The organism is Shewanella piezotolerans WP3, from assembly GCF_000014885.1.
Lineage (GTDB): Bacteria > Pseudomonadota > Gammaproteobacteria > Enterobacterales > Shewanellaceae > Shewanella > Shewanella piezotolerans.
Window position 1 is genome coordinate 2,252,120 of sequence record NC_011566.1, and the last position, 18,502, is coordinate 2,270,621.

The 18,502-nt window shown below is 44.0% G+C and carries 20 protein-coding genes; 8 read left to right on the forward strand and 12 right to left on the reverse strand.

Annotation, left to right across the window (positions count from 1 at the left end; translation table 11 throughout):
• Positions 1–53: 53 nt before the first annotated feature.
• From SWP_RS09640 to SWP_RS09685, 10 genes are all read right to left on the reverse strand, one after another.
• Entirely contained in the window at positions 54–1,040 is a 987-nt protein-coding gene (locus tag SWP_RS09640; RefSeq protein WP_020912275.1) for a hypothetical protein, read from the reverse strand.
• Positions 1,030–2,328, reverse strand: coding sequence for a DUF3131 domain-containing protein (locus tag SWP_RS09645; protein WP_228371128.1), 1,299 nt, complete (start codon positions 2,326–2,328; stop codon positions 1,030–1,032). The genes SWP_RS09640 and SWP_RS09645 overlap by 11 nt, the downstream gene beginning before the upstream one ends.
• A gap of 113 nt (positions 2,329–2,441) precedes the next feature.
• Positions 2,442–3,836 carry a DUF3131 domain-containing protein gene (locus SWP_RS09650; RefSeq protein WP_044555817.1) on the reverse strand — a complete coding sequence of 465 codons (1,395 nt, stop codon included), beginning with the start codon at positions 3,834–3,836 and terminating at the stop codon, positions 2,442–2,444.
• A gap of 10 nt (positions 3,837–3,846) precedes the next feature.
• Entirely contained in the window at positions 3,847–5,181 is a 1,335-nt protein-coding gene (locus SWP_RS09655) for a DUF3131 domain-containing protein (protein ID WP_020912278.1), read from the reverse strand.
• Positions 5,168–7,027 (reverse strand): glycosyltransferase family 2 protein, encoded by a 1,860-nt coding sequence (locus tag SWP_RS09660; protein ID WP_020912279.1) that lies wholly within the window; start codon positions 7,025–7,027, stop codon positions 5,168–5,170. The genes SWP_RS09655 and SWP_RS09660 overlap by 14 nt, the downstream gene beginning before the upstream one ends.
• 100 nt (positions 7,028–7,127) lie before the next feature.
• Complete coding sequence (locus SWP_RS09665; RefSeq protein ID WP_020912280.1) at positions 7,128–7,577, reverse strand: ATP-binding protein; 450 nt, start codon at positions 7,575–7,577, stop codon at positions 7,128–7,130.
• A 9-nt stretch (positions 7,578–7,586) separates the two neighbouring features.
• The gene (locus tag SWP_RS09670; RefSeq protein ID WP_020912281.1) at positions 7,587–8,780 is read right to left on the reverse strand and encodes a nucleotidyltransferase family protein; all 1,194 of its coding nucleotides are present in this window, start codon (positions 8,778–8,780) and stop codon (positions 7,587–7,589) included.
• 13 nt (positions 8,781–8,793) lie between these two features.
• Positions 8,794–9,126 (reverse strand): STAS domain-containing protein, encoded by a 333-nt coding sequence (locus SWP_RS09675; RefSeq protein ID WP_020912282.1) that lies wholly within the window; start codon positions 9,124–9,126, stop codon positions 8,794–8,796.
• Positions 9,127–9,138: 12 nt separating this feature from the next.
• Entirely contained in the window at positions 9,139–10,356 is a 1,218-nt protein-coding gene (locus SWP_RS09680; protein WP_048908463.1) for a SpoIIE family protein phosphatase, read from the reverse strand.
• A 222-nt stretch (positions 10,357–10,578) separates the two neighbouring features.
• A complete protein-coding gene (locus tag SWP_RS09685) occupies positions 10,579–10,968 on the reverse strand; it encodes a nitrous oxide-stimulated promoter family protein (RefSeq protein WP_020912284.1) in 390 nt (129 codons plus the stop codon).
• A gap of 347 nt (positions 10,969–11,315) precedes the next feature.
• On the opposite strand from SWP_RS09685, the gene SWP_RS09690 reads away from it, so the two are divergent.
• The 6 genes from SWP_RS09690 to SWP_RS09715 all read left to right on the forward strand — a co-directional run bounded on the left by SWP_RS09690 (position 11,316) and on the right by SWP_RS09715 (position 15,313).
• Positions 11,316–12,125: a hypothetical protein gene (locus SWP_RS09690; protein WP_044555818.1), complete on the forward strand. Its 810-nt coding sequence runs from the start codon at positions 11,316–11,318 to the stop codon at positions 12,123–12,125.
• A 104-nt stretch (positions 12,126–12,229) separates the two neighbouring features.
• Positions 12,230–12,523 (forward strand): hypothetical protein, encoded by a 294-nt coding sequence (locus SWP_RS09695; protein WP_044555819.1) that lies wholly within the window; start codon positions 12,230–12,232, stop codon positions 12,521–12,523.
• Between the two features lie 41 nt (positions 12,524–12,564).
• Complete coding sequence (locus SWP_RS09700; RefSeq protein ID WP_020912286.1) at positions 12,565–12,864, forward strand: DUF3630 family protein; 300 nt, start codon at positions 12,565–12,567, stop codon at positions 12,862–12,864.
• A gap of 66 nt (positions 12,865–12,930) precedes the next feature.
• On the forward strand, positions 12,931–13,965 hold the full coding sequence (locus SWP_RS09705; RefSeq protein WP_020912287.1) for a serine/threonine protein kinase: 1,035 nt from the start codon (positions 12,931–12,933) through the stop codon (positions 13,963–13,965).
• A gap of 155 nt (positions 13,966–14,120) precedes the next feature.
• Positions 14,121–14,732 carry a thiol:disulfide interchange protein DsbA/DsbL gene (locus SWP_RS09710; protein ID WP_020912288.1) on the forward strand — a complete coding sequence of 204 codons (612 nt, stop codon included), beginning with the start codon at positions 14,121–14,123 and terminating at the stop codon, positions 14,730–14,732.
• A gap of 368 nt (positions 14,733–15,100) precedes the next feature.
• Positions 15,101–15,313 carry a DUF1107 domain-containing protein gene (locus tag SWP_RS09715; protein WP_020912289.1) on the forward strand — a complete coding sequence of 71 codons (213 nt, stop codon included), beginning with the start codon at positions 15,101–15,103 and terminating at the stop codon, positions 15,311–15,313.
• 185 nt (positions 15,314–15,498) lie between these two features.
• Here the strand turns inward: SWP_RS09715 and zapB are convergent, their stop codons facing one another.
• Positions 15,499–15,702, reverse strand: coding sequence for a cell division protein ZapB (zapB, locus tag SWP_RS09720; protein ID WP_044555820.1), 204 nt, complete (start codon positions 15,700–15,702; stop codon positions 15,499–15,501).
• Positions 15,703–15,882: 180 nt separating this feature from the next.
• On the opposite strand from zapB, the gene SWP_RS09725 reads away from it, so the two are divergent.
• On the forward strand, positions 15,883–17,373 hold the full coding sequence (locus SWP_RS09725) for a Na+/H+ antiporter NhaC family protein (RefSeq protein WP_020912291.1): 1,491 nt from the start codon (positions 15,883–15,885) through the stop codon (positions 17,371–17,373).
• Here the strand turns inward: SWP_RS09725 and SWP_RS09730 are convergent.
• Positions 17,357–17,620, reverse strand: coding sequence for a Rho-binding antiterminator (locus SWP_RS09730; protein WP_020912292.1), 264 nt, complete (start codon positions 17,618–17,620; stop codon positions 17,357–17,359). The genes SWP_RS09725 and SWP_RS09730 overlap by 17 nt on opposite strands.
• Before the next feature lie 74 nt (positions 17,621–17,694).
• On the opposite strand from SWP_RS09730, the gene SWP_RS09735 reads away from it, so the two are divergent.
• On the forward strand, positions 17,695–18,465 hold the full coding sequence (locus tag SWP_RS09735) for a DUF1223 domain-containing protein (protein WP_228371129.1): 771 nt from the start codon (positions 17,695–17,697) through the stop codon (positions 18,463–18,465).
• The last annotated feature ends 37 nt before the right edge of the window (positions 18,466–18,502 follow it).

Genomic DNA, 18,502 nt, shown 5'->3' on the forward strand with positions numbered 1-18,502 from the left:
ATAGTGCTCAGTCCGTGCTTGTCTAGCCTGTCATGTTGTAAATGTTTCATTTTCTAGTGTAATTGCGATTCTTCATTACTCCTGATAGTGCTATCAGTAGATGTGTCGTTAGTTTTATCCTCTTTCGTTACAGGTACAGGTTCTATTTGCCGCTTTTGCAGAGACTCAACTTTGATCTCTTGAGTTTGATTGATATTACCTATTCCTAGAGGGTTAGCATTAGGAGCGCCATCCTCTGCAGGTAATTTGGGTTCAGGGGTTGTCTCTTGGGTTTGTGCTGCGGAGGAAAGACCCGCATCAGATGCATTTATCAGATTATCTTCCTGCTTATCCTGAGATTTGGGCTCCGCTGTTTCAACTACAGTTGTAGCTGGGATAAAAGAGGGGCTTTGGGAGAAGTTTGATTCATAACCTGACAGTTTCTTACCCGTTTTAGGCTGTTGTGATTGTGTTGTGTGTTGATTTACTGCTGGCGATGGCTGGCTCGTACCAGTGTTGAATTCTGAGTCATAACGATTAAGTCCAAGCTTTGGGGCGGTAAAGACAAATAAGTTTAACTTCTCCTGCCACAGTTGTAGTGCAGTGAGCTCTATATCAAGGTTTTCATCAATGCCACTTGTAACATCTGTCACCTGCATGGCGACGGACAATTGTGTATTTGCAGTTTCTAATCGTTGGTGCAGCATCTGCTGTACCTGCGACCAATTGGTACCGCCGGTTAGTAGGTAACGGGTACTATCGGACCAGTACTGATAGGCGATGGGATCTTCGGCTTTATCGGCTGCGATTGCTGCCAATGAGGCCGCAAGGCCAGCAGATTGCCACATCTCCTGCTGGGAGACTTTTTTGGGATTACTCAGAAGCATAACGCTCAGTTGATGCCAATGGGCAGCTGTTTGTGGGTAGCGGCCCTTTGCCAGTAGGTAGTTGCCTTTGCTAAAGGCACGCAAATCTAGCTTTAGCGCTTCAGCATAAATAGACTGACTGACAGGTAGTGCGAGTAATGCCAACCCAAGTATTAAGTGATATTTATGTGTCATCGAAGGTCTCCAATAGGCATTTACCTGGGTGGTCAAAGCGGGAGTTGAAGCGTACGTCGCGGTATTCCCTATTTTCCTTTGCTTGGTAAAGCTTGCCATTGACCTTGTAGAGTAAGGCTTCAAGCACTCCGGCATTGGTTTTTAATGTAATGCTTTTCTCGTAAGCGCTTGAGATTTCATAGCGGCCTTCGTACCAGCCACGTTGTGGATGGTAAAGCTCTTGGACTAGCGTGATAAGTCGCTCGGTATAGTCTGTTTTCCACAGTGCCCACATTTGAAAAGCGACTCGGGTGGACACGAGTGCCAAATGGTCGTGACTACTGCCATCTTCAGCGACTGTGATCCAAGGTGTGCCTAAGGCGTAAATAGCGTCATAGACAAAATAGGGTTCTCCTGAGACAACATGTTCGGCGCGCGCGGTATAAATGCGCTCGACATCCCAGCGACTTTGTTGGACTTGGTAGATAGAATCCGCCATTGCGGCGAGAGGGGCATTGGTATGCTGCGCGTCGAATGAATCTAGGTCGTCAATATCATCCCAATTAAACTCAAGTCCTAACCACAGGTATGGAGTGCTGAATACGGGTCTTAACACATCAAAAAAACGTGGATCTCTGCCATCAAAGAGCAGATCGATACCATTGATGGTTGCAACTTCATAGGGCTCGAGCATCATCGTTTTTTTGGGAATGATTTGCCAATCAAGATAGCCATAGGAAGCATACTCTTCGATACCTAAGCGACCCTCTTTGAAGCTGTGGATTTGACCATTGCTGATATTACCGCCATATAATTCGCCTTTATCAGAGACTAAGGCACAAAAGTTCCAGCGCAGAACGGCCTTATCAATATACTCAGAAAATTCAGGGTTGTGCTGTTTAGTAATCGCCAAAGCGATGAGTAACCGACCTATATCGATTGCTGACCAGCCCAACTCTGAGGGTTGATTGCCGTAGTCCACCATGTTACCCGCACTAGTTGAATAGACTTTATTGGGAACTCCTTGGCGTGTCAGTGGCATTGTGACAAGAAAGTCTATCGCCATCGTGAGCCGTTCATCATGGGCTTTAGTTGAAATCAGCTCGAATTGGCGAGCGGCCTGTAGCGCGATAAGATAATCTGCCAGTGAGGTCATATCCATGGTGGGATAATTATCAATGGAATTGACTAGCCCTGTAGAGAGCTGAGTATTATTGGCAAAATACAACCAAGCGGTATTGGCCCAACCCATTTCCTTCTCCGTGAGCTCGCCGTGTCTACCTTGGCGAATGAGTTGTGATTCATTCACTCCAGATACACCTGACTGAACTCCCTGGTATATTAGACCACAAGCTTGAAGGTTGAGCAGTAATACCAACAACACACATTGTCGTAGCATATGACCCCAGTTAGGATGCTGAACTAGTCAGCTGCTGCAGTTCTAGGTAGGCATTGCCCTTCGTATCCAAATGGACTTTGTAGTGCTTTTTCCCAAAGGCTAGGTGCAACCGTTGATTGATATTGTAGTAGCTTACCTTGTTTTTTAAACAGTAAAATCTCCAATAAAATTCCATTGTTATTTGAAGTAAAGGTGTTAATGAGCCCGGTACCATTCTCAAATATACCCTCGTAAAAACCTTTCTCTCGATCATAAACATGGCTGACATGTTCAAATAGTAGGTCGGTATACTCGGTATCCCACAACACCCACATTCCCATGGCTCCCTTAATCGCAACAGCTGAGTATTGAGGTAGGAAAGCACCCACTTCTGAAATAGTGTTCCAGGCAAAGCCATCGGTATAAATGGTGTCGTAAACGAAGTAAGGTGCGCCGTCGAGCTGATGCTCGGTTCTTGCGGTGATAATGCCAGTTTCTTGGTAGCGTTTCTCTTGTACTCGATAGATCTGTAGTGCAAATTCTGCGACCCACTGATGGCTATAATTATTATCGTGTGCGCTACGATCTGAGGTGACATCCCAACCAAATTCAATTCCATCTAGCACATAACTTTCGGTCACTACGTAGCTATGAGCTTTTAGCTTGCGTGGATCGCGGGTGTCGTAAGGGATGTCGTAGCCATACATGTTAATGGTGGCATAGGGCTCGGGCATCAAGGCTTGCTTGGTGTTAAACCCCCAAAGCTCAAATCCTTTAGCTGCATACTCTTCATAGCCTAACCGACCTTCTTGTAAATATTGTACTGGTTTGCCAGGTTCTAACAGTGCACCAAACATAGTCCCCGTCTCATCGACAACATTGCAGAAGTTCCAACGTAGTACAGCAGAGTCGATAGCACTCGCAAATTGCGGAAATCGATGCTTAATAATATGCAGCCAAATTAATAATCGGCCCAGATCGAGCGCTGAGTAACCGATTTCTCCAGGTTGGTTGGCATAGTCTACTTTGGCAGCATTTTGGGTGTTATAAGCTTTGTTTGGCAGCTCGCCCATAAAAAGATCTAGGGTATTGAGCGTGGCAACAAAACGAATAAAGCGGCGATCGAACTCCTCTTTTTCAATAATGCCAAACTCAAGGGCACTGACCATGCCTGCCAAATAAGATGAAGCATCCCACCAAGTGACCGAGGGATAATCGTTTACCGCATTAACCAGACCTGTAGACTCTTGGTAATTATTGACAAAGTACTGCCATGCAATGGTGGCCATCTCCATCTCTTGCTCTGTTAATTCACCTGAACGTTGCTCGGGCACATCCCAGTGGGTGTGGCGCTTAACTATGTCATTTGAAAAGCCTTGATAGCTATTACCGCATGCAACGAGTATTAGAGCGACACATAGAATTATAATAAATTGCATAGGCTTCCCTTTATAATTGGTCTTCTACGCCGACGTTGAGTAAAGCGCCATATTGGATGTAGGCTAGCGACTCTAAGACGATTCCATTGGTATTGGCAGTAATTGCCGTGTTAGCTTCGCCTGTTTTCTCATACAGCCCTGAGTACCAACCTTTATTATCTGAATAGAGTGATTCGACACCTGTAATCAGTTTATCGGCATAAGGGGTGTCATAAAGTGCATACCAGCCGAATGCTGCTTTAGTGGAAAGGGTTCTATAGTCAGAGGCGTCATCACCAGTATCGGTAATCGCGTTCCACTTTTTACCATCAGAAAACACTGTGTTGTATACGAAGTAGGGGGCTTGATCAATATGATCTTCACTGACTGCGGTGATTATGCCTGAGCGTTTATAGCGTTGTTCTTGTGCCTTATAGACCCTAAAGGCAAAAATTCTGGAGACACTATCTGCGCCGAACTCAATGCTGTCGAGAATATAGGATTCACTCACCACATAGTTATGGGCATGATACTTGGCAGGGTCTCGGCTATCAGTGGGGATATCGACGCCGTCTATTTCGATGAGTTTGAGGTAATCCGCATACTTTAGTGCATTGAATACATCTCGCCCCATTAAACTTAGAGCTTTGGATGCGTATTCTTCATAGCCTATTCGACCCTCTTGAACTAAATCAAGCCCCGGTCCGGATTTGGCTGGTCTTGAGCCGAACATATAGCCGTTTTGAGTCATCACGCCAATTTTCCAATGCTGTAATACGCTGTTTACTTGTTTATTGAATTTAGGGTATTGCCAGATGAGGATATTCATCGGCACCAGAATACGGCCGATATCGATGGCAGACCACCCTATGCCATATTCGTCGGCGGTGGGCTTGTTAGTGTAATCCACCATTTTTAGTGTTTGCGTATCGTATGCTTTATTGGGTAATTCATCCTTTACCAGTGGGATCCGCGATAGCGTTGTTAAGGCTTTTTCCATCTTTAAGTTAAATTCATCGTAAGTGATCACATTCAGCCGTTGGGCAGAGATAAGTGCCATTAGGTAGGAGGCTGTATCCCACATAGTTGTTGAAGGGTAGCCATCCACTGAATTGACTAAGCCTGTATTGTCTTGATAGTTATTCTCAAAATAGCGCCAAGCGATTTCAGCCCATTGATACTCTTGATCAGTCAATACCCGGTTCTCCCTAAACGGTATCGGTTCAGAAGAGGTGAAGGAGAGATTTCCCATCACCTGATTGTATTCACGGGTTTCGATAGTGAAAGCGATGGCGAGTGCTGTAAATAGCCCTGCTAAGAACACGATATGGTGACGGGCTTTTACAAATGAGCTACTCGATTCCATAATCTAACTCCTTGGTTGTTTCAACGGTGGTGGGCACATCATCCGCAGGTGGTGACCAGCATGCAGCGGCAATCATGCCCCACATAGCCATCATGTTATTGATAGTCCAAAAACTATTGAGGATAAGTCCTCCGAGAGAGTAGCTGCCAAATGAGCCACTGCTGTATGCGTACCAAGCAAAAGCCATGCTGCCTAGACTCAATGCGAAAACAGCAATTTGTGGGATCACTAAGTGAAGAAATAGTCCTTGTTGACGGCTCTTTGGAGTCGTAGGGAAGCTTATCTTCTTGCCTCGCAGTACTGTCCATAGCGCGCGCAAGTTAACTGGGAAAAAGGAGAGGAAGTTTGTTTTACCTTGGTAACCCGCAACTCCCCAGGTACCTACCATCATCGCGAGTTCTGCAGTAATAACAAAAGGTAGAAAGTGCATATAGAACGTAGTGTCGTAGGCGCTAACGGGGGCGATACTGGTAAGGAAGTACACTATTGGGCAGGCCAAGAAGATAATGTTCCAAATAGCGGATAGATTGGACCAAAAGCTGGCGCCATACATCAGTTTCTGTTTTAGGCTCATGCCTTTTTTAAATAGCGGGTTATCATTCATGAAGATATCTATCGAGCCGCCTGAATATTTAAAGCGTTGTACTGTCCAGCTCTGTAAATCCTGGGGAGATAGCATTTTGCTTTCGATTTGAGGATGTTGAATGGAGCGCCATTCTCGTTCGGTATCACCGTGAAGAATAAGCGAGGTGTAGATGTCTTCGGAAACATGAAACTTATAGGGAGTGAACTCTGTATCGAAGATAATTTCTTGGCGTAGATTAGCGGAGATATTCTTATCGACACTCTTCTCCTTAGTAAGCTTACGGATCTGCTTTTCTACTTCTTCATGCTCTTTGCTGATCTGTTGGCTATAACTTCTCAGCGCAGCTTCCATAACGGCTTCGCGGCGATGTATTGAGCCTGCGCCACAGCAAAATGAGGCATTGGCCCAATTACGGCGTCGCTGAATGACGTCGTAAAACATCTGCGGATCGTTAGCGTAGGGATCGCGCCCAAGTGTAACTGGGCCATAGATTTTCTCAAATGCACTGCCTAACCAGCTAATCGGTGTGCCTAGGCGTTTTTTGAGCCAAGCTGGCAATCTCTCGCCAGCGGGTAGATCGAAAAACCATTGAGGTGTTTGTACCCAAGCCACATCGGGGTCTTTAAAGTAACCTAAGGTGTTTTCTAAAATGCTCGGAAAAGGACGGGTATCGGCATCACAAATAACAATAAAGTCACCGTAGGTTTGTTCAAGTGCATTACGCAAATTACCAGCTTTGTAGCCGACATTATTATCACGAGTGATGTACTCGACTCCCATGTCGGCGGCGAGTTGTGCCATCTCAGGGCGACGGCCATCATCAAGAATAAAAATCCGAGTTTCTATTTCATGGGGATAACGTACATTTAAGGCATCTCGGATACTAAGAGCGACTAATTCAGGCTCTTCATCATAGGTGGGGAACATGATATCGACCCCAATGGGTCTATCATCCATGGGCTCGTTAATGCATTCATTTATCGTGGCTGGTGGGCTTTTTATGGGTTCGTCAGAGGTTTTCCATAAGTTAAAAGCAAACAGCACTGAGCCGACAAAGGCACAGGACTCAGCAAAAGCCAGCGGCAGCGAAAACCACATCGCATCGTAGTTGAGCGCAAACCCCCAGCGCCACACTAGATACCAAATACCGAGCGCAATATTACAGGTCGCTAAGTATTGATATAGCAACTCTCTTGATGCGCTATAGCTTGCAGGTTGCGGTGGAGTTCGCTTTTCAAACTCGCTGAAGTAAAAGTCCATTTATCTATTCTCCATGCACTTATCGGTTTTGACTAAGGTGCTTTTATCTTGTTGCTACCTTAGGTTGTGCCGCATAGGCTGAACGGCAATTTATGTTGGTTCAGCTTGCGCTTTTTTGTAGCTTTAATGTGTTACGGTTTTGGTGTGAAAAGTACTCTAACTTGTCTGATAACTCCTGAATGATCTTCAGCCCTCGTTTGCTCTGCAACCAAGTTTCAGGGTCATCGGCTACCGGTTCTACAAAATCTGCACTTAATAGCTCCTCAAGCACACCGCTTGGCATCGAGTGACCAAAATCAGAGATCTCTATAATCAGGTTTTGAGCTGGAGTCAGATAGGATTTAGCTTCAAACCTATCGCCCTCGGTATTGCTGTAGGCATGCTCAAAAACATTGTTGACAACCTCAACCAGGCAAAGCTCCATTTGGCCTATAATCAGTTCGCTAACCCCCAGGCTATTCCAGTAAGGGACTATGTCTTCCGCGACCTCTCTAGATGCCTCTAAGCTACTGAGATACTCTTTGTGAAACGTCCTTGTGTTCACATCCATAAGTAGACCTTATTTCACCTGTTGAAGCGGCACCGGTTTAGCCGTCGGAGTTTGCCGTGTGTTATAGATATCGTCGATACTGGCTTGCCCTGTTAAAGGCCGGGACACATTACGGTTTTGCAAAATATGCACATACTGACAATCGGCCAACAGCTGGGTGTAACCATCGTGACCGAGCAAGTAGTCACCAAACATGGTTTTGTTCACTATGTAAGCATCGTCAGCGAGATGGATGTAATCGCAAATGAGGGTATTGCTAACTAGGCTCTTAGCGTCGACTTTGCAATTCGCCCCCACAACAGCAGGACCTATGATGGTCGCGCCATTTTGAATTTCGCAGCCGCTACTGATAATGACAGGAGGCGTGATCTTACATTTAGAGATATCTATTTGAGTATTAATACCGACCCAAACACCAGGTGCGAGCTGAGTACCTGGTATTGGGTACCCTTTTACTTTACCGTTCAGGATATCGCTGGTTACTTCCCAAACATCTTTAACTTTACCGACATCCAACCACTGGAAATCCATGTTAACGGCATAAAAATGAGCTTTTCTTTCCACCAATAGTGGGAAGAGATCGCTACCAATATCAAACTCAGCATTTTTAGGAATAAAGTCAAACACGGCAGGTTCAAAAATATAGATCCCCGTATTGATCTTATTCGACAGTGCTTCTGACTCTAACGGCTTTTCTTGAAAACTAACGACCTGCTCATATTTATCTGTGACTACAACACCGTATTTACTCACTTCAGAAGAGGGAACTTCACGAGTAATAATGGTCGCGATCCCACCATGTTTTTTGTGGTGTTCTACCGCCGCTTTAAGATCGAGATCAATCCATGCATCGCCACAAACCACCACAAATGTTTCATCGAAGAAGCCGGAGAAATCCTGTACTTTACGCATGCCGCCAGCTGAACCGAGTGCTTGACTTACAAACTTACCGTCAACTTCAGTCGCTTCATAGGAATAGGAAAGCTGCACATTGAAATGGTGACCATCGCCGAAGTAGTTCTCAATAATTTCGGCTAAATGACTAGTATTTATAACTATTTTATCAATCCCGCTTTTGGCGAATAGCTGGATCATTGACTCCATTACGGGTTTCCCCAAAATAGGAACCATAGGTTTTGGAATAGCATAAGATATTGGCTTAATACGTGTGCCTTTCCCTGCGGCTAAGATCATTCCTTTCATAACATCTACCTCTTTAAGCGGTTGGAGCCAGTGCATCTTCAATTGTTGGGTGGCTGAGAATTAACTTGTCCATACGGGTAAGTTTGAGTAGATCAGTCACAGGTTTTTGAGGATTAACAATGCTTATCTTGGTGTTACGCAGCATCTTGTAGGCACCCATTACTGCTCCTAGACCACTGCTATCCATAAAGCGCACCTCACCTAAATCCAGCACTAGATGTTCACGAATGTTGCCTTTTATTTGCTCTAGTTGCTCCCTGAATGCAGGGGCTAGTTTTGCATCAAAACGACCTTCATTGATTTGAACTATGGTGTACTGGCCTTTTTCTATAATATCGAATTGCATAGTGTTTCCTCTCTATTCGCCTTGCCACTCAAGGGCAAGCAGACTGATATCATCATCAAACTGTGTTGTGCCAGCCCAAGCACTTACTGTGCTAACTATGCTGTCAGTTTGTTGGTCTCTAGGGGTATTGCTCTGTGCTAAAACGAGCTGCTTCAAGCCAGCTTCTGCGAACTGATTTTTATACCTATCTTCCGCTTCTGTAATGCCATCAGAATAGAGAAACACTCTATCGCCCGGCATTAGTTGCACTTGTTCTGTTTTGTATTCTGCAAAGTCGAACATGCCAGCAACAAAGCTGTCTTGTTCGATAAACTCACTGCAGTTCTGCGATTTCTTCAACCAGATCATCGGTGGATGGCCGGCAAAGGCGTAGGTAAGTATGCCGTTTTTGGTGTTGAGTACGGCATACACCATGGTGAAGTACAGGTTGTTTTGATCTTGGCCGATATAACTTTGATTCAGATGAGAGATAACTTCGCTGGGTTCAATAAGACTGTAAAAGGGATCGGTTTCTTTCTTCCGTTTGACATTGGACGTGGTGCCTGAGTTTGAGCTAATGCTTTGCTGGATAGAAAAAGACATTAAAGCTGAAGCAACCCCGTGGCCTGCGACATCAAAGAGGTAGATAGCAATATGTTCTTCGTCTAGTTGCAAGCAGCCAAGCATGTCGCCGCCAATCTGTGCACTGGGGATATGGGTGTAATTGATTTCAGTGCCTTTAAAGCTTGTTTGGTTTGGTAGCATACGTTGAATGAGTTCGCTGGCCGATTCCAAATCTTGCTTAATGGTGGCGTAAGCTCGATCGAGTTCGATATTTTTTGCCACTAGCTCATTGTGTAATTCGAGTGTTCTAAAACCTGCTTTTAGCCTAGCGTCAAGCTCATCGATGTTGGTATCTTTTGCTACAAAGTCATTAGCACCAGCATTAATACCTTCCACAATTGATTTTTTATCGTCTCGTCCTGAAAGAAGCACGAAGAAGATATAGCGTCCAAATTCTGGTGATTTAAGTCGATAACAAAGATCGATGCCGTTTAGTTCCGGCATCATCCAGTCGCTAAGAACCAGTTGAATGTTGGGGTGTGATTCAAGTTGGGAGAGTGCATCTAGGCCGTGTTTTGCAGTCACGACTTGATACCCACGAGAGGACAGCATCTGTGACATCATCAACAACATAACTTTGTTGTCTTCTACGAGCAGGATCTCTTTAATCAAAGCTGCAGCCTCCATGCTGATTATTCCCAACGAGCAATAATTTATACTGCGACGTTGTTCAAATAAATCCGTTTACTTTCCGAAAGTCTAGTAGTGAATCTTAGATACGACAAGAAAGCGCATGACACTATTTTAAAATATCGCGCGCTAAGGGAGGTTTTCTAATAATAATTAGCTAGATATAGAAGCGCTCTGTAGCCTACAGAGTTAAAAATAGCAGTGGTTTGAAGACTAGCTTTAAGATTTCACTTTAATGCGAAGGTGCCTGTTTGAAGATTCTGCTGGTGGCTTGCCTGGCGCATCTTTACGCTCGGATAGTAAATGCCTAATAGCCATAATAGGATGCGGAAGTAACATTCTAGGGCCTGCGAATATCATTATTTCGCGAGCTTTTTGTTTCATATGTGGTTTGTAACAATGTACTGGGCATTTATTACAGGTTGGCTTATCTTGCCCATATGGGCACCGGTCTAAGCGCGTATGAGCATATTCTTTGAATTCTTGGCAGTCCTGACAAACTTCCCCGCCAGTACTTTTATGGTGAGCTTTACAGTAGATTTCGACCATTGCAGAGATGGTTTTAAATTCGCTAAGTAATTTGCCAGTTAAAAGTTGTTCAAAAGCCATGTTATACCTTAGTAAGCCACTGGGTTATTTCCATGATAAAACCCTACCAAGCGACAAACAAAGATCATCTATTAAAGTTTGAAGGTGCGCACAAAATAGCGCTTTAAAACTCTCTTTAGTACAAGATTTCCATTTTATCAGTTCGCGATTTTAGCTGAGTTATGCTGTCTTTTTGACTAAATTGGCCGATATAGTGCACTATTTTTGATACCCGATTAAAAAATAGGTATAAATACTTGATTTTAGGAAAGAGAATAGATTAATAATAACGTTCTATTTTCGTGCGATTTGAAATGCATAAAAAGACTCACAGATTGAGTCTCTGGCCAAACAACTGGTGGAATACAATGAAATACATTGCCATTTTTTTGCTTATCCTAATTGGCGTTTATCTCTATAAGCGTACTCAGCGATTAGCAAATGAAGAACAAGAACAAAAAACTCAGCAAAGTGAGGCTGCCAATAAGGCTGCTGAGACTGAAGTCAAAGATATTACCCCCGCAGAAGATACTGACGTGTCAACGGTTGCAGATGAAGGTGTCAGCTTTGATAAAAAACTTGATATTGAAGGGGAAGCGCTTGAAATCATGCCAGAGCCAGAGCCAGAGCCAGAGCCAGAGCCAGAGCCAGAGCCAGAGCCAGAGCCAGAGCCAGAGCCAGAGCCAGAGCCAGAGCCAGAGCCAGAGCCAGAGCCAGAGCCAGAGCCAGAGCCAGAGCCAGAGCCAGAGCCAGAGCCAGAGCCAGAGCCAGAGCCAGAGCCAAAAGCGACAGATTTTACTTGGGCTAATGCTAAGTTAACTCAGGCTATTGCCGATACTGCAGAGGCTACTGATTCAGCTACTGAATACACTGCACTGTCTGCTGCGGTTGCTGAATGTTATAAACAACGCAAACAAAGCGAATATGTTGAGTATGGTGCTAGTCTTTCAGAGCAGTACGTTACCCTATTTACTCACTACTTAGCTGAGGCCAAAACTGAAGTAAAAGGTATTGGTTTGATGCATATGTCGACGCTACTAAATGACAATGGCGAATTCGATGCTGCTATCGCAATCTGTAATACTGCGATTAAGCATGGTGTTAGCGACGGTACAGTAACAGGCTTTGAAGGCCGCATCACTCGTATTGAAAAGGCTAAGGCTAAAGCAAATAAATAACCTGCAAAATTCATCAATCGCTAACGAAGCGGTGTAGAATAAGCATTAGTTGCTTACTAGGAGGCGAACATTTGTTCGCCTCTTTTATTTATAGGACCTTTAGCATGAAATTGCGGCTAGTTTGTTTTACGACATTTTTATCTCTGAGTTTGACGGCATGTACCGATTCTCCTGAGTGGACGCTGCTTTATTATCCTGATGCTGCAGCGAAACCAAGCATTGAGCAATCGGGGGAGTTCATCAGTGGATACTACGCCTCAATCGAGCAATGCCACGCTAAAGGTAAAGGCTTGCTACGCCTGAATGATGACAAAAATGCAGACTATATATGTGGTCACCTGTGCGTTGCCGACGGAAAGAACTTGGTGTGTAAAAATCAAGTCGTGTCCGGCCGTTAACTGATAGGCAGTTTTAATTAAAATAGTTACAGAGTAGATAGATGAAGCTAAATGCTATTAAGTTAGATCGTGAAACCTTAAGTCTATCGGTGCAAGCCGATATTGATTTTGAGCTGTTTGATCAATTTGCTGAACCACTTGCAACAGCCATTGACTGTCGAGTCGTTGAGAAACAGTGGGGGGCAGACAGGCATCAATGGCTATTGGAGTTTGAAGGGTCACACTTGCAGCTGCATTATGAATTTTATGGTGATATCTGTTGGCTATCTACCGATAGGGAAGATGAATTTGATGTATTGGTTTACTTAGCGGAGTTGATGAAGCCATATTTAGTGGCGTAGCACCCGTTAATATCATTCAGTTGAAACACCTAATTAGCCGTTATCACTTAAAGCTAGAGTATAGAAATGAATAGAGAAGAGCCTAGTAAGATTATTACTACAGCAGTAGATGAAGATTCGGCATTTCACTACCAAGCTTTGACTCCCGATCTGATTTTGACCGCCATTGAAACATTAGGGATCTATCCTGAGACTGGCTTACTGGCGCTAAATAGTTACGAAAACCGCGTCTATCAGTTTCGTTGTGATAGAGGACAACGCTATGTCGTGAAGTTTTATCGCCCGGAGCGCTGGACAGATCAACAGATCCAAGAGGAGCATGACTTCTCCGCTGCATTGACCGAGCAAGAAGTACCTATTGCGACTCCCGTCATCATTGATGGCCGTTCATTACATGAATTTCAAGGGTTTCGGTTTGCACTCTTTCCCTCTATTGGCGGCCGTGCTTTTGAGGTGGATAATCTGGACCAGTTAGAGTCCGTTGGGCGTTTTATCGGGCGTATCCATCAATTTTCTAAGCAGGCTGATTTTGTCTCTCGTGATACCCTCTCGCCGCAGTTATTGGGCGATGAGTCGTTAAAGTGGCTAAAAGAGTCTGGGCATATTCCCTCTGGATTAGCCTTGCCCTATTTCACTGTAGTCGAGCAGATCCTCGAAAAGGCTAGCGCAATGTGGCAGCCCAAGCACTACAAAAATATTCGACTACACGGTGACCTGCATCCAAGCAATATATTATGGACGCCGCAAGGCCCTGGTTTTGTGGATTTAGACGACGCCAAAATGGGACCAGCAGTGCAAGATATTTGGATGATGCTCGCTGGGGATAGACCACAGCAGATTTTACAGTTAGAGGTGCTGCTAGAGGCTTATGAGGAATTTTGTGAGTTTGATACCCGAGAGCTACAACTGATTGAACCTCTGCGGGCGATGCGAATGCTGCATTACAACGCATGGCTGAGTCGTCGTTGGGCAGACCCTGCATTCCCTATGAATTTCCCCTGGTTTGCTGAAGATAAATATTGGGAGCAGCAAATATTGGCCTTTAAGGAACAGTTGGCTGCTCTCGATGAGCCACCACTGAGTTTAATTCCGCAATACTAGCTTGGCGTTTTATCGATGAAAGCGTGAGAGAAATTCTGTGATAACTCTCATTTTGTAACAGAAAAATGAACTTATGCGCTTGAGGTCGACTCGAAAGGGCATTATGTTATCTTAAAAATTATTAAAGGTGCGTGAAGCATCACCAAGGAATTTACATGAAAAAAGCATTACTGGTCGCATTAGCATTTATCGTTGCGCCTATGGCAGCAATGGCTGCAGATTATAAAGAGGGTGTTCACTACACGGTGGTTAATCAAGGCCCGGCAACAGCCAAGCCAGAAATTACCGAGTTTTTCTCTTTCTACTGCCCACATTGCTACAACTTTGCCAAGTCAGAAGTACCAAAAATTAAAGCAGGTTTGCCTGAAGGTGTGACTTTTAAGCAAAACCACGTTGATTTTATTAACGGCAATATGGGGGTAGAGATGTCTCGTGCCTTTGCTGTTGCGCATCAACTAAAAATTGATGAGAAAATGGAAACTGCAATCTTCTCTGCAATTCATGATAAAAAACAGCATTTTACTAACCGTGATGATGTCAAAGCGATATTTGTGGCGAACGGCGTAGACGGTAAAGCGTTTGATGCAGCAGCTAACTCTTTCATGGTTAATGCACAAATGTCTCAAATGAAGCGTGCAACCCAAAATGCTAAGATCTCAGGCGTTCCAGCGCTTGTGGTAAACGGTAAGTACCGTGTAGAAACAGGGGCTATCAAGTCTTACGACGAACTACTCGATATTGCTTACTATCTCACTACAATGAAGTAAGTGTAGTCGCGTAATCATAAAGGAGCCTAACGGCTCCTTTTTTGTAGCTGCTATTCAAAGGGAGGTCATTAGCTAAAAGAGAGGCATAAAAAAACCGCGCTTCCTGGTCGCAAGAAGCACGGCTACGGAGCTATATAGCTCAACGTTACCCTGAGTAACTATTAAACGGTAACAGGGTGTCAAAAAATTGGCAAGTGGCAATTTTTTATTGTTTCTATTTAGGTGACTGATTGGCAAAAAGAATTTACAGTTTGTATAAAATTGATTCAAATATTTACAATTTTATTTTCGATCTGATGAAACTCTCGTGGTAAAACACCTGTCCAACTAAAACATATAACAACAATCAAAAGTTGTGGGGAGGTCTTGTGAGAGTTTTTCCTGTCTATGCACCTAAGCTAATTGTAAAACATGCGCGCATATTTTTAACTGGGGTGATCTGGGTAAAAGACCTAGGTCGAATTGAATTTGATAAAGGAAGATTTTTATTGCCAAGGAAGAGCTTACCTAAAGTTAAGCAAGCTATATTGGAGCTCAATGAGTTAATTGAGTCGCAAAATAGTGAAATGCAAACCGCATAGTATTAGTGGCTGCATTATTAATTAGTTAAAGCTTCACATGATTTTGTGTAAGGCAAGGGATTGAAGCACAACGACACACCTCTGCTCAATAAATCACAGTAATCATTTTCGCAGGTGTCGCTATGTAAATAAGCGTAGCGACACAACTGCAAAAATAACTATTACGCCAACTAACCTGTAGAAGATTAGCTAACCTCTTCGTTAAGTAAGCCAACTAAACCTGTTACTTTTTCATTCCAAGAATTCAATTCTTGCTGTAACTGTTGGTTTTGTTCTGTCAAACTTGTGCTTGTTTGTTTCTCTTCTTCAAGCTCCATTTTTAGTAGCTCGATGGTTTCAAGTGCAGCTTGGATTTTTGTTTCCAATTTTGACAATAGTTCAAGGCTCATGGAGAGTCCCTTTGGTAGCATGATGATAGCTCCGATTCTAGCAGCGACGGGGTCTTAGTGAATAGTTAATTATGCTAAATGGACCAAAATCTTATAATAAAAGTCGTAAGATTGGCTTTTTTTTGTACTTGTTACTAAGTCGTTAGTATTCTTCTCTTTATTTCTATAGGAAATGCAGCCATGTTGGCCAATATCTTAATGCTCACTCCATTGCTATTAACCTTAGTGTTAGCGTTAATTTTAAGGCGTACATTGGTTGCCTTGGGTGTCGGTATTGTTTCGGGTGCGCTTATTCTTAGCGAATTTAACCCCGTTAATACGCTTGTATATTTGTCATCAAAAGCCTGGATGCAACTCTATGCTGACGGTCAATGGCAAGCGTGGCACCTTAATGTACTGGCTGCGATGGTACTACTGGGCATGATGACCCAACTATTAGCGAGAGGCGGTGCGGTTAAGTCCTTTGCTGACTGGCTGTATCACCGCATTAAAAGTGGTCGTCAGGCACGGATTGGGGTCGTACTACTGGGTTGGGTGGTGTTTATTGACGGTATTTTTAGCTGCCTCGCGGTTGGCCATGTTTGTCAGCCTTTGAGTCAGCGCTATAACATGAGTAAAGAGCAAATTGCTTATCTAGTCGATTCAAATGCATCGCCCTTATGCGCGCTATTGCCTTTTTCTAGCTGGGGCCCATATGTGATGGCTATTCTGGCCGGAATTTCCCTATTACCAATGTCGCCACTTGAATCCTTTATCGAAATAGCAAAGCTCAATTTTTACGCCATTATCGTTATCGTGTTGTCGTTGCTCATTGCATGGTTCGGTATTGGTTTTGGTTATACCGCAGCAGAAGATCAAGCAATAGATGAAGTGGACGCTGGTAGCCCATGGCTATTAGGTGTACCAATGGTGAGCTTACTGTTGGCTTCTGTGGGCCTTACTTTATGGTCAGGTGCGACGAATTCACCAACAATGGATATCACTGATTGGATCACTTCTGCTGATATTGGCGCTGCTATGCGTGACGCGTGTATTTTAGCGACCAGCATAGCCTTGCTGATGCTCAAATTGTCGGGAAGAACATTAGCATTACTGGCTGTAGATATGCTGGCTGGGGTTAAAGTGATTAGTTTTGCAATCGCCATTTTACTATTTACCTGGATGATAGGCGCTGTGATTGGTGACTTAGGTGTAGCTAAGCTACTGGCAAGTTGGGCAGAGCAGTTCATTTCGAGCAATGTCGTGGTTGCTGGTACCTTTTTGCTCTGTGCAATCATGGCATTTACTACAGGCTCAAGCTGGGGCACCTTTGCGATTATGATCCCTATCGGTGCTGAAATCGCTGTGACTGTGGATCAGGCTTTGATGTTACCCGTATTGAGTGCGGTCATGGCGGGTTCAGTATTTGGTGATCATTGTTCACCAATATCCGATACCAGCGTCATAAGTGCGACTAGCTCCGGTTGTCAGCCCCACGCTCACGTTGTCACTCAACTTCCGTTTGCAATGATTGCAGCTTTAAGTGCCCTTGTCGGTTTCCAGTTAATTAATCTAGGTATATCAACTTTGTGGAGTTGGTTAGCTGTACTGCTCTGTGCGCTATTGATGCTGGGGATTTATCATAAAACCTATCCAAAAGAGCGCTTGATTACAGCTAAAGAGCAATGTTGATACGCTGAAAGCTAGCGCTCGTGTCGGTTGGTGTTATTGCTAATATCTGATCTAAACGAATCGCTTCCCTTGTCCCGTTATAATCGACAATAAGCCATTCAGTTTTGTCGCTATGGGTCTCAAGCGTAATGGCTGTAGCGGTTAGATTAGTGCGCTGCTTGAGTTCTAAAAGCAAACAATAACCTCGCATACAAGCAAGTTCTAGATAGTCATGACAATGGCAATTGATAGCTTGATATTGCTGCATAGTGCCTCCTTGGTTGGTGAATGATTTTTTGGCTTAGTAGGGTCTATTTTATAAAGCCCACTAGGTATCAGTTTATGTTAGTTAAGAATATGCGCTTTACGGTGCTCTGTTTGTTGCTGCTTTCAGTCAACGTCGGGGCGCAAACCATCACCGACTTTAACAAGCAAAGTGGAGTCAATAAGCCCTACTTTATTGAACTTTATACCTCACAAGGTTGCAGCAGTTGTCCACCGGCCGAGACTTGGTTATCGGCCTTTAGTAAACAGACCGCGCTGTGGGACAAATACTTCCCACTAGCCTTTCATGTGACCTACTGGGATTATATCGGCTGGAAAGATCCCTATGGTGAACGTGCTTTTAGTCAGCGGCAATATGCTCATTTAAACGCTAAGCACATTGGGCAAGTCTATACACCGCAGTTTGTGATCAATGGTCAGGAGTGGCGTGGTTGGTTTGAGCGTAAACTCGGTGATGTACTTAGCAAGCCACAAGCTGATGTAGGTGAGTTATCCGTTGGGATACAAGGCTTACAGTTACGCGCTAACTTTGATAACCAAACAGGCAATACATCACCATTAGAGTTACATTTAGCATTGGTTGGCGCTGGATTAGAGACTAAAATTAGTCGTGGTGAAAATCGTAATAAAATACTGCAACATGACTTTACCGTGCTCAAGCATCAGGTCTTTATTGAGCAAGCCAATAATGCTAATCACTTCGCTGCTGATATCGAACCTGTCACACTGAAAGACTGGCATGCAACGCGCTACGCTTGGGTTGCTTGGATAGAGCAAAAAGACCGACCTATACAAGCTGTAGGGGCTTGGTTGGATACACAGGAGTGATAGTTTTTGCTGTAGCTTATTGGCTATTTTTATAACT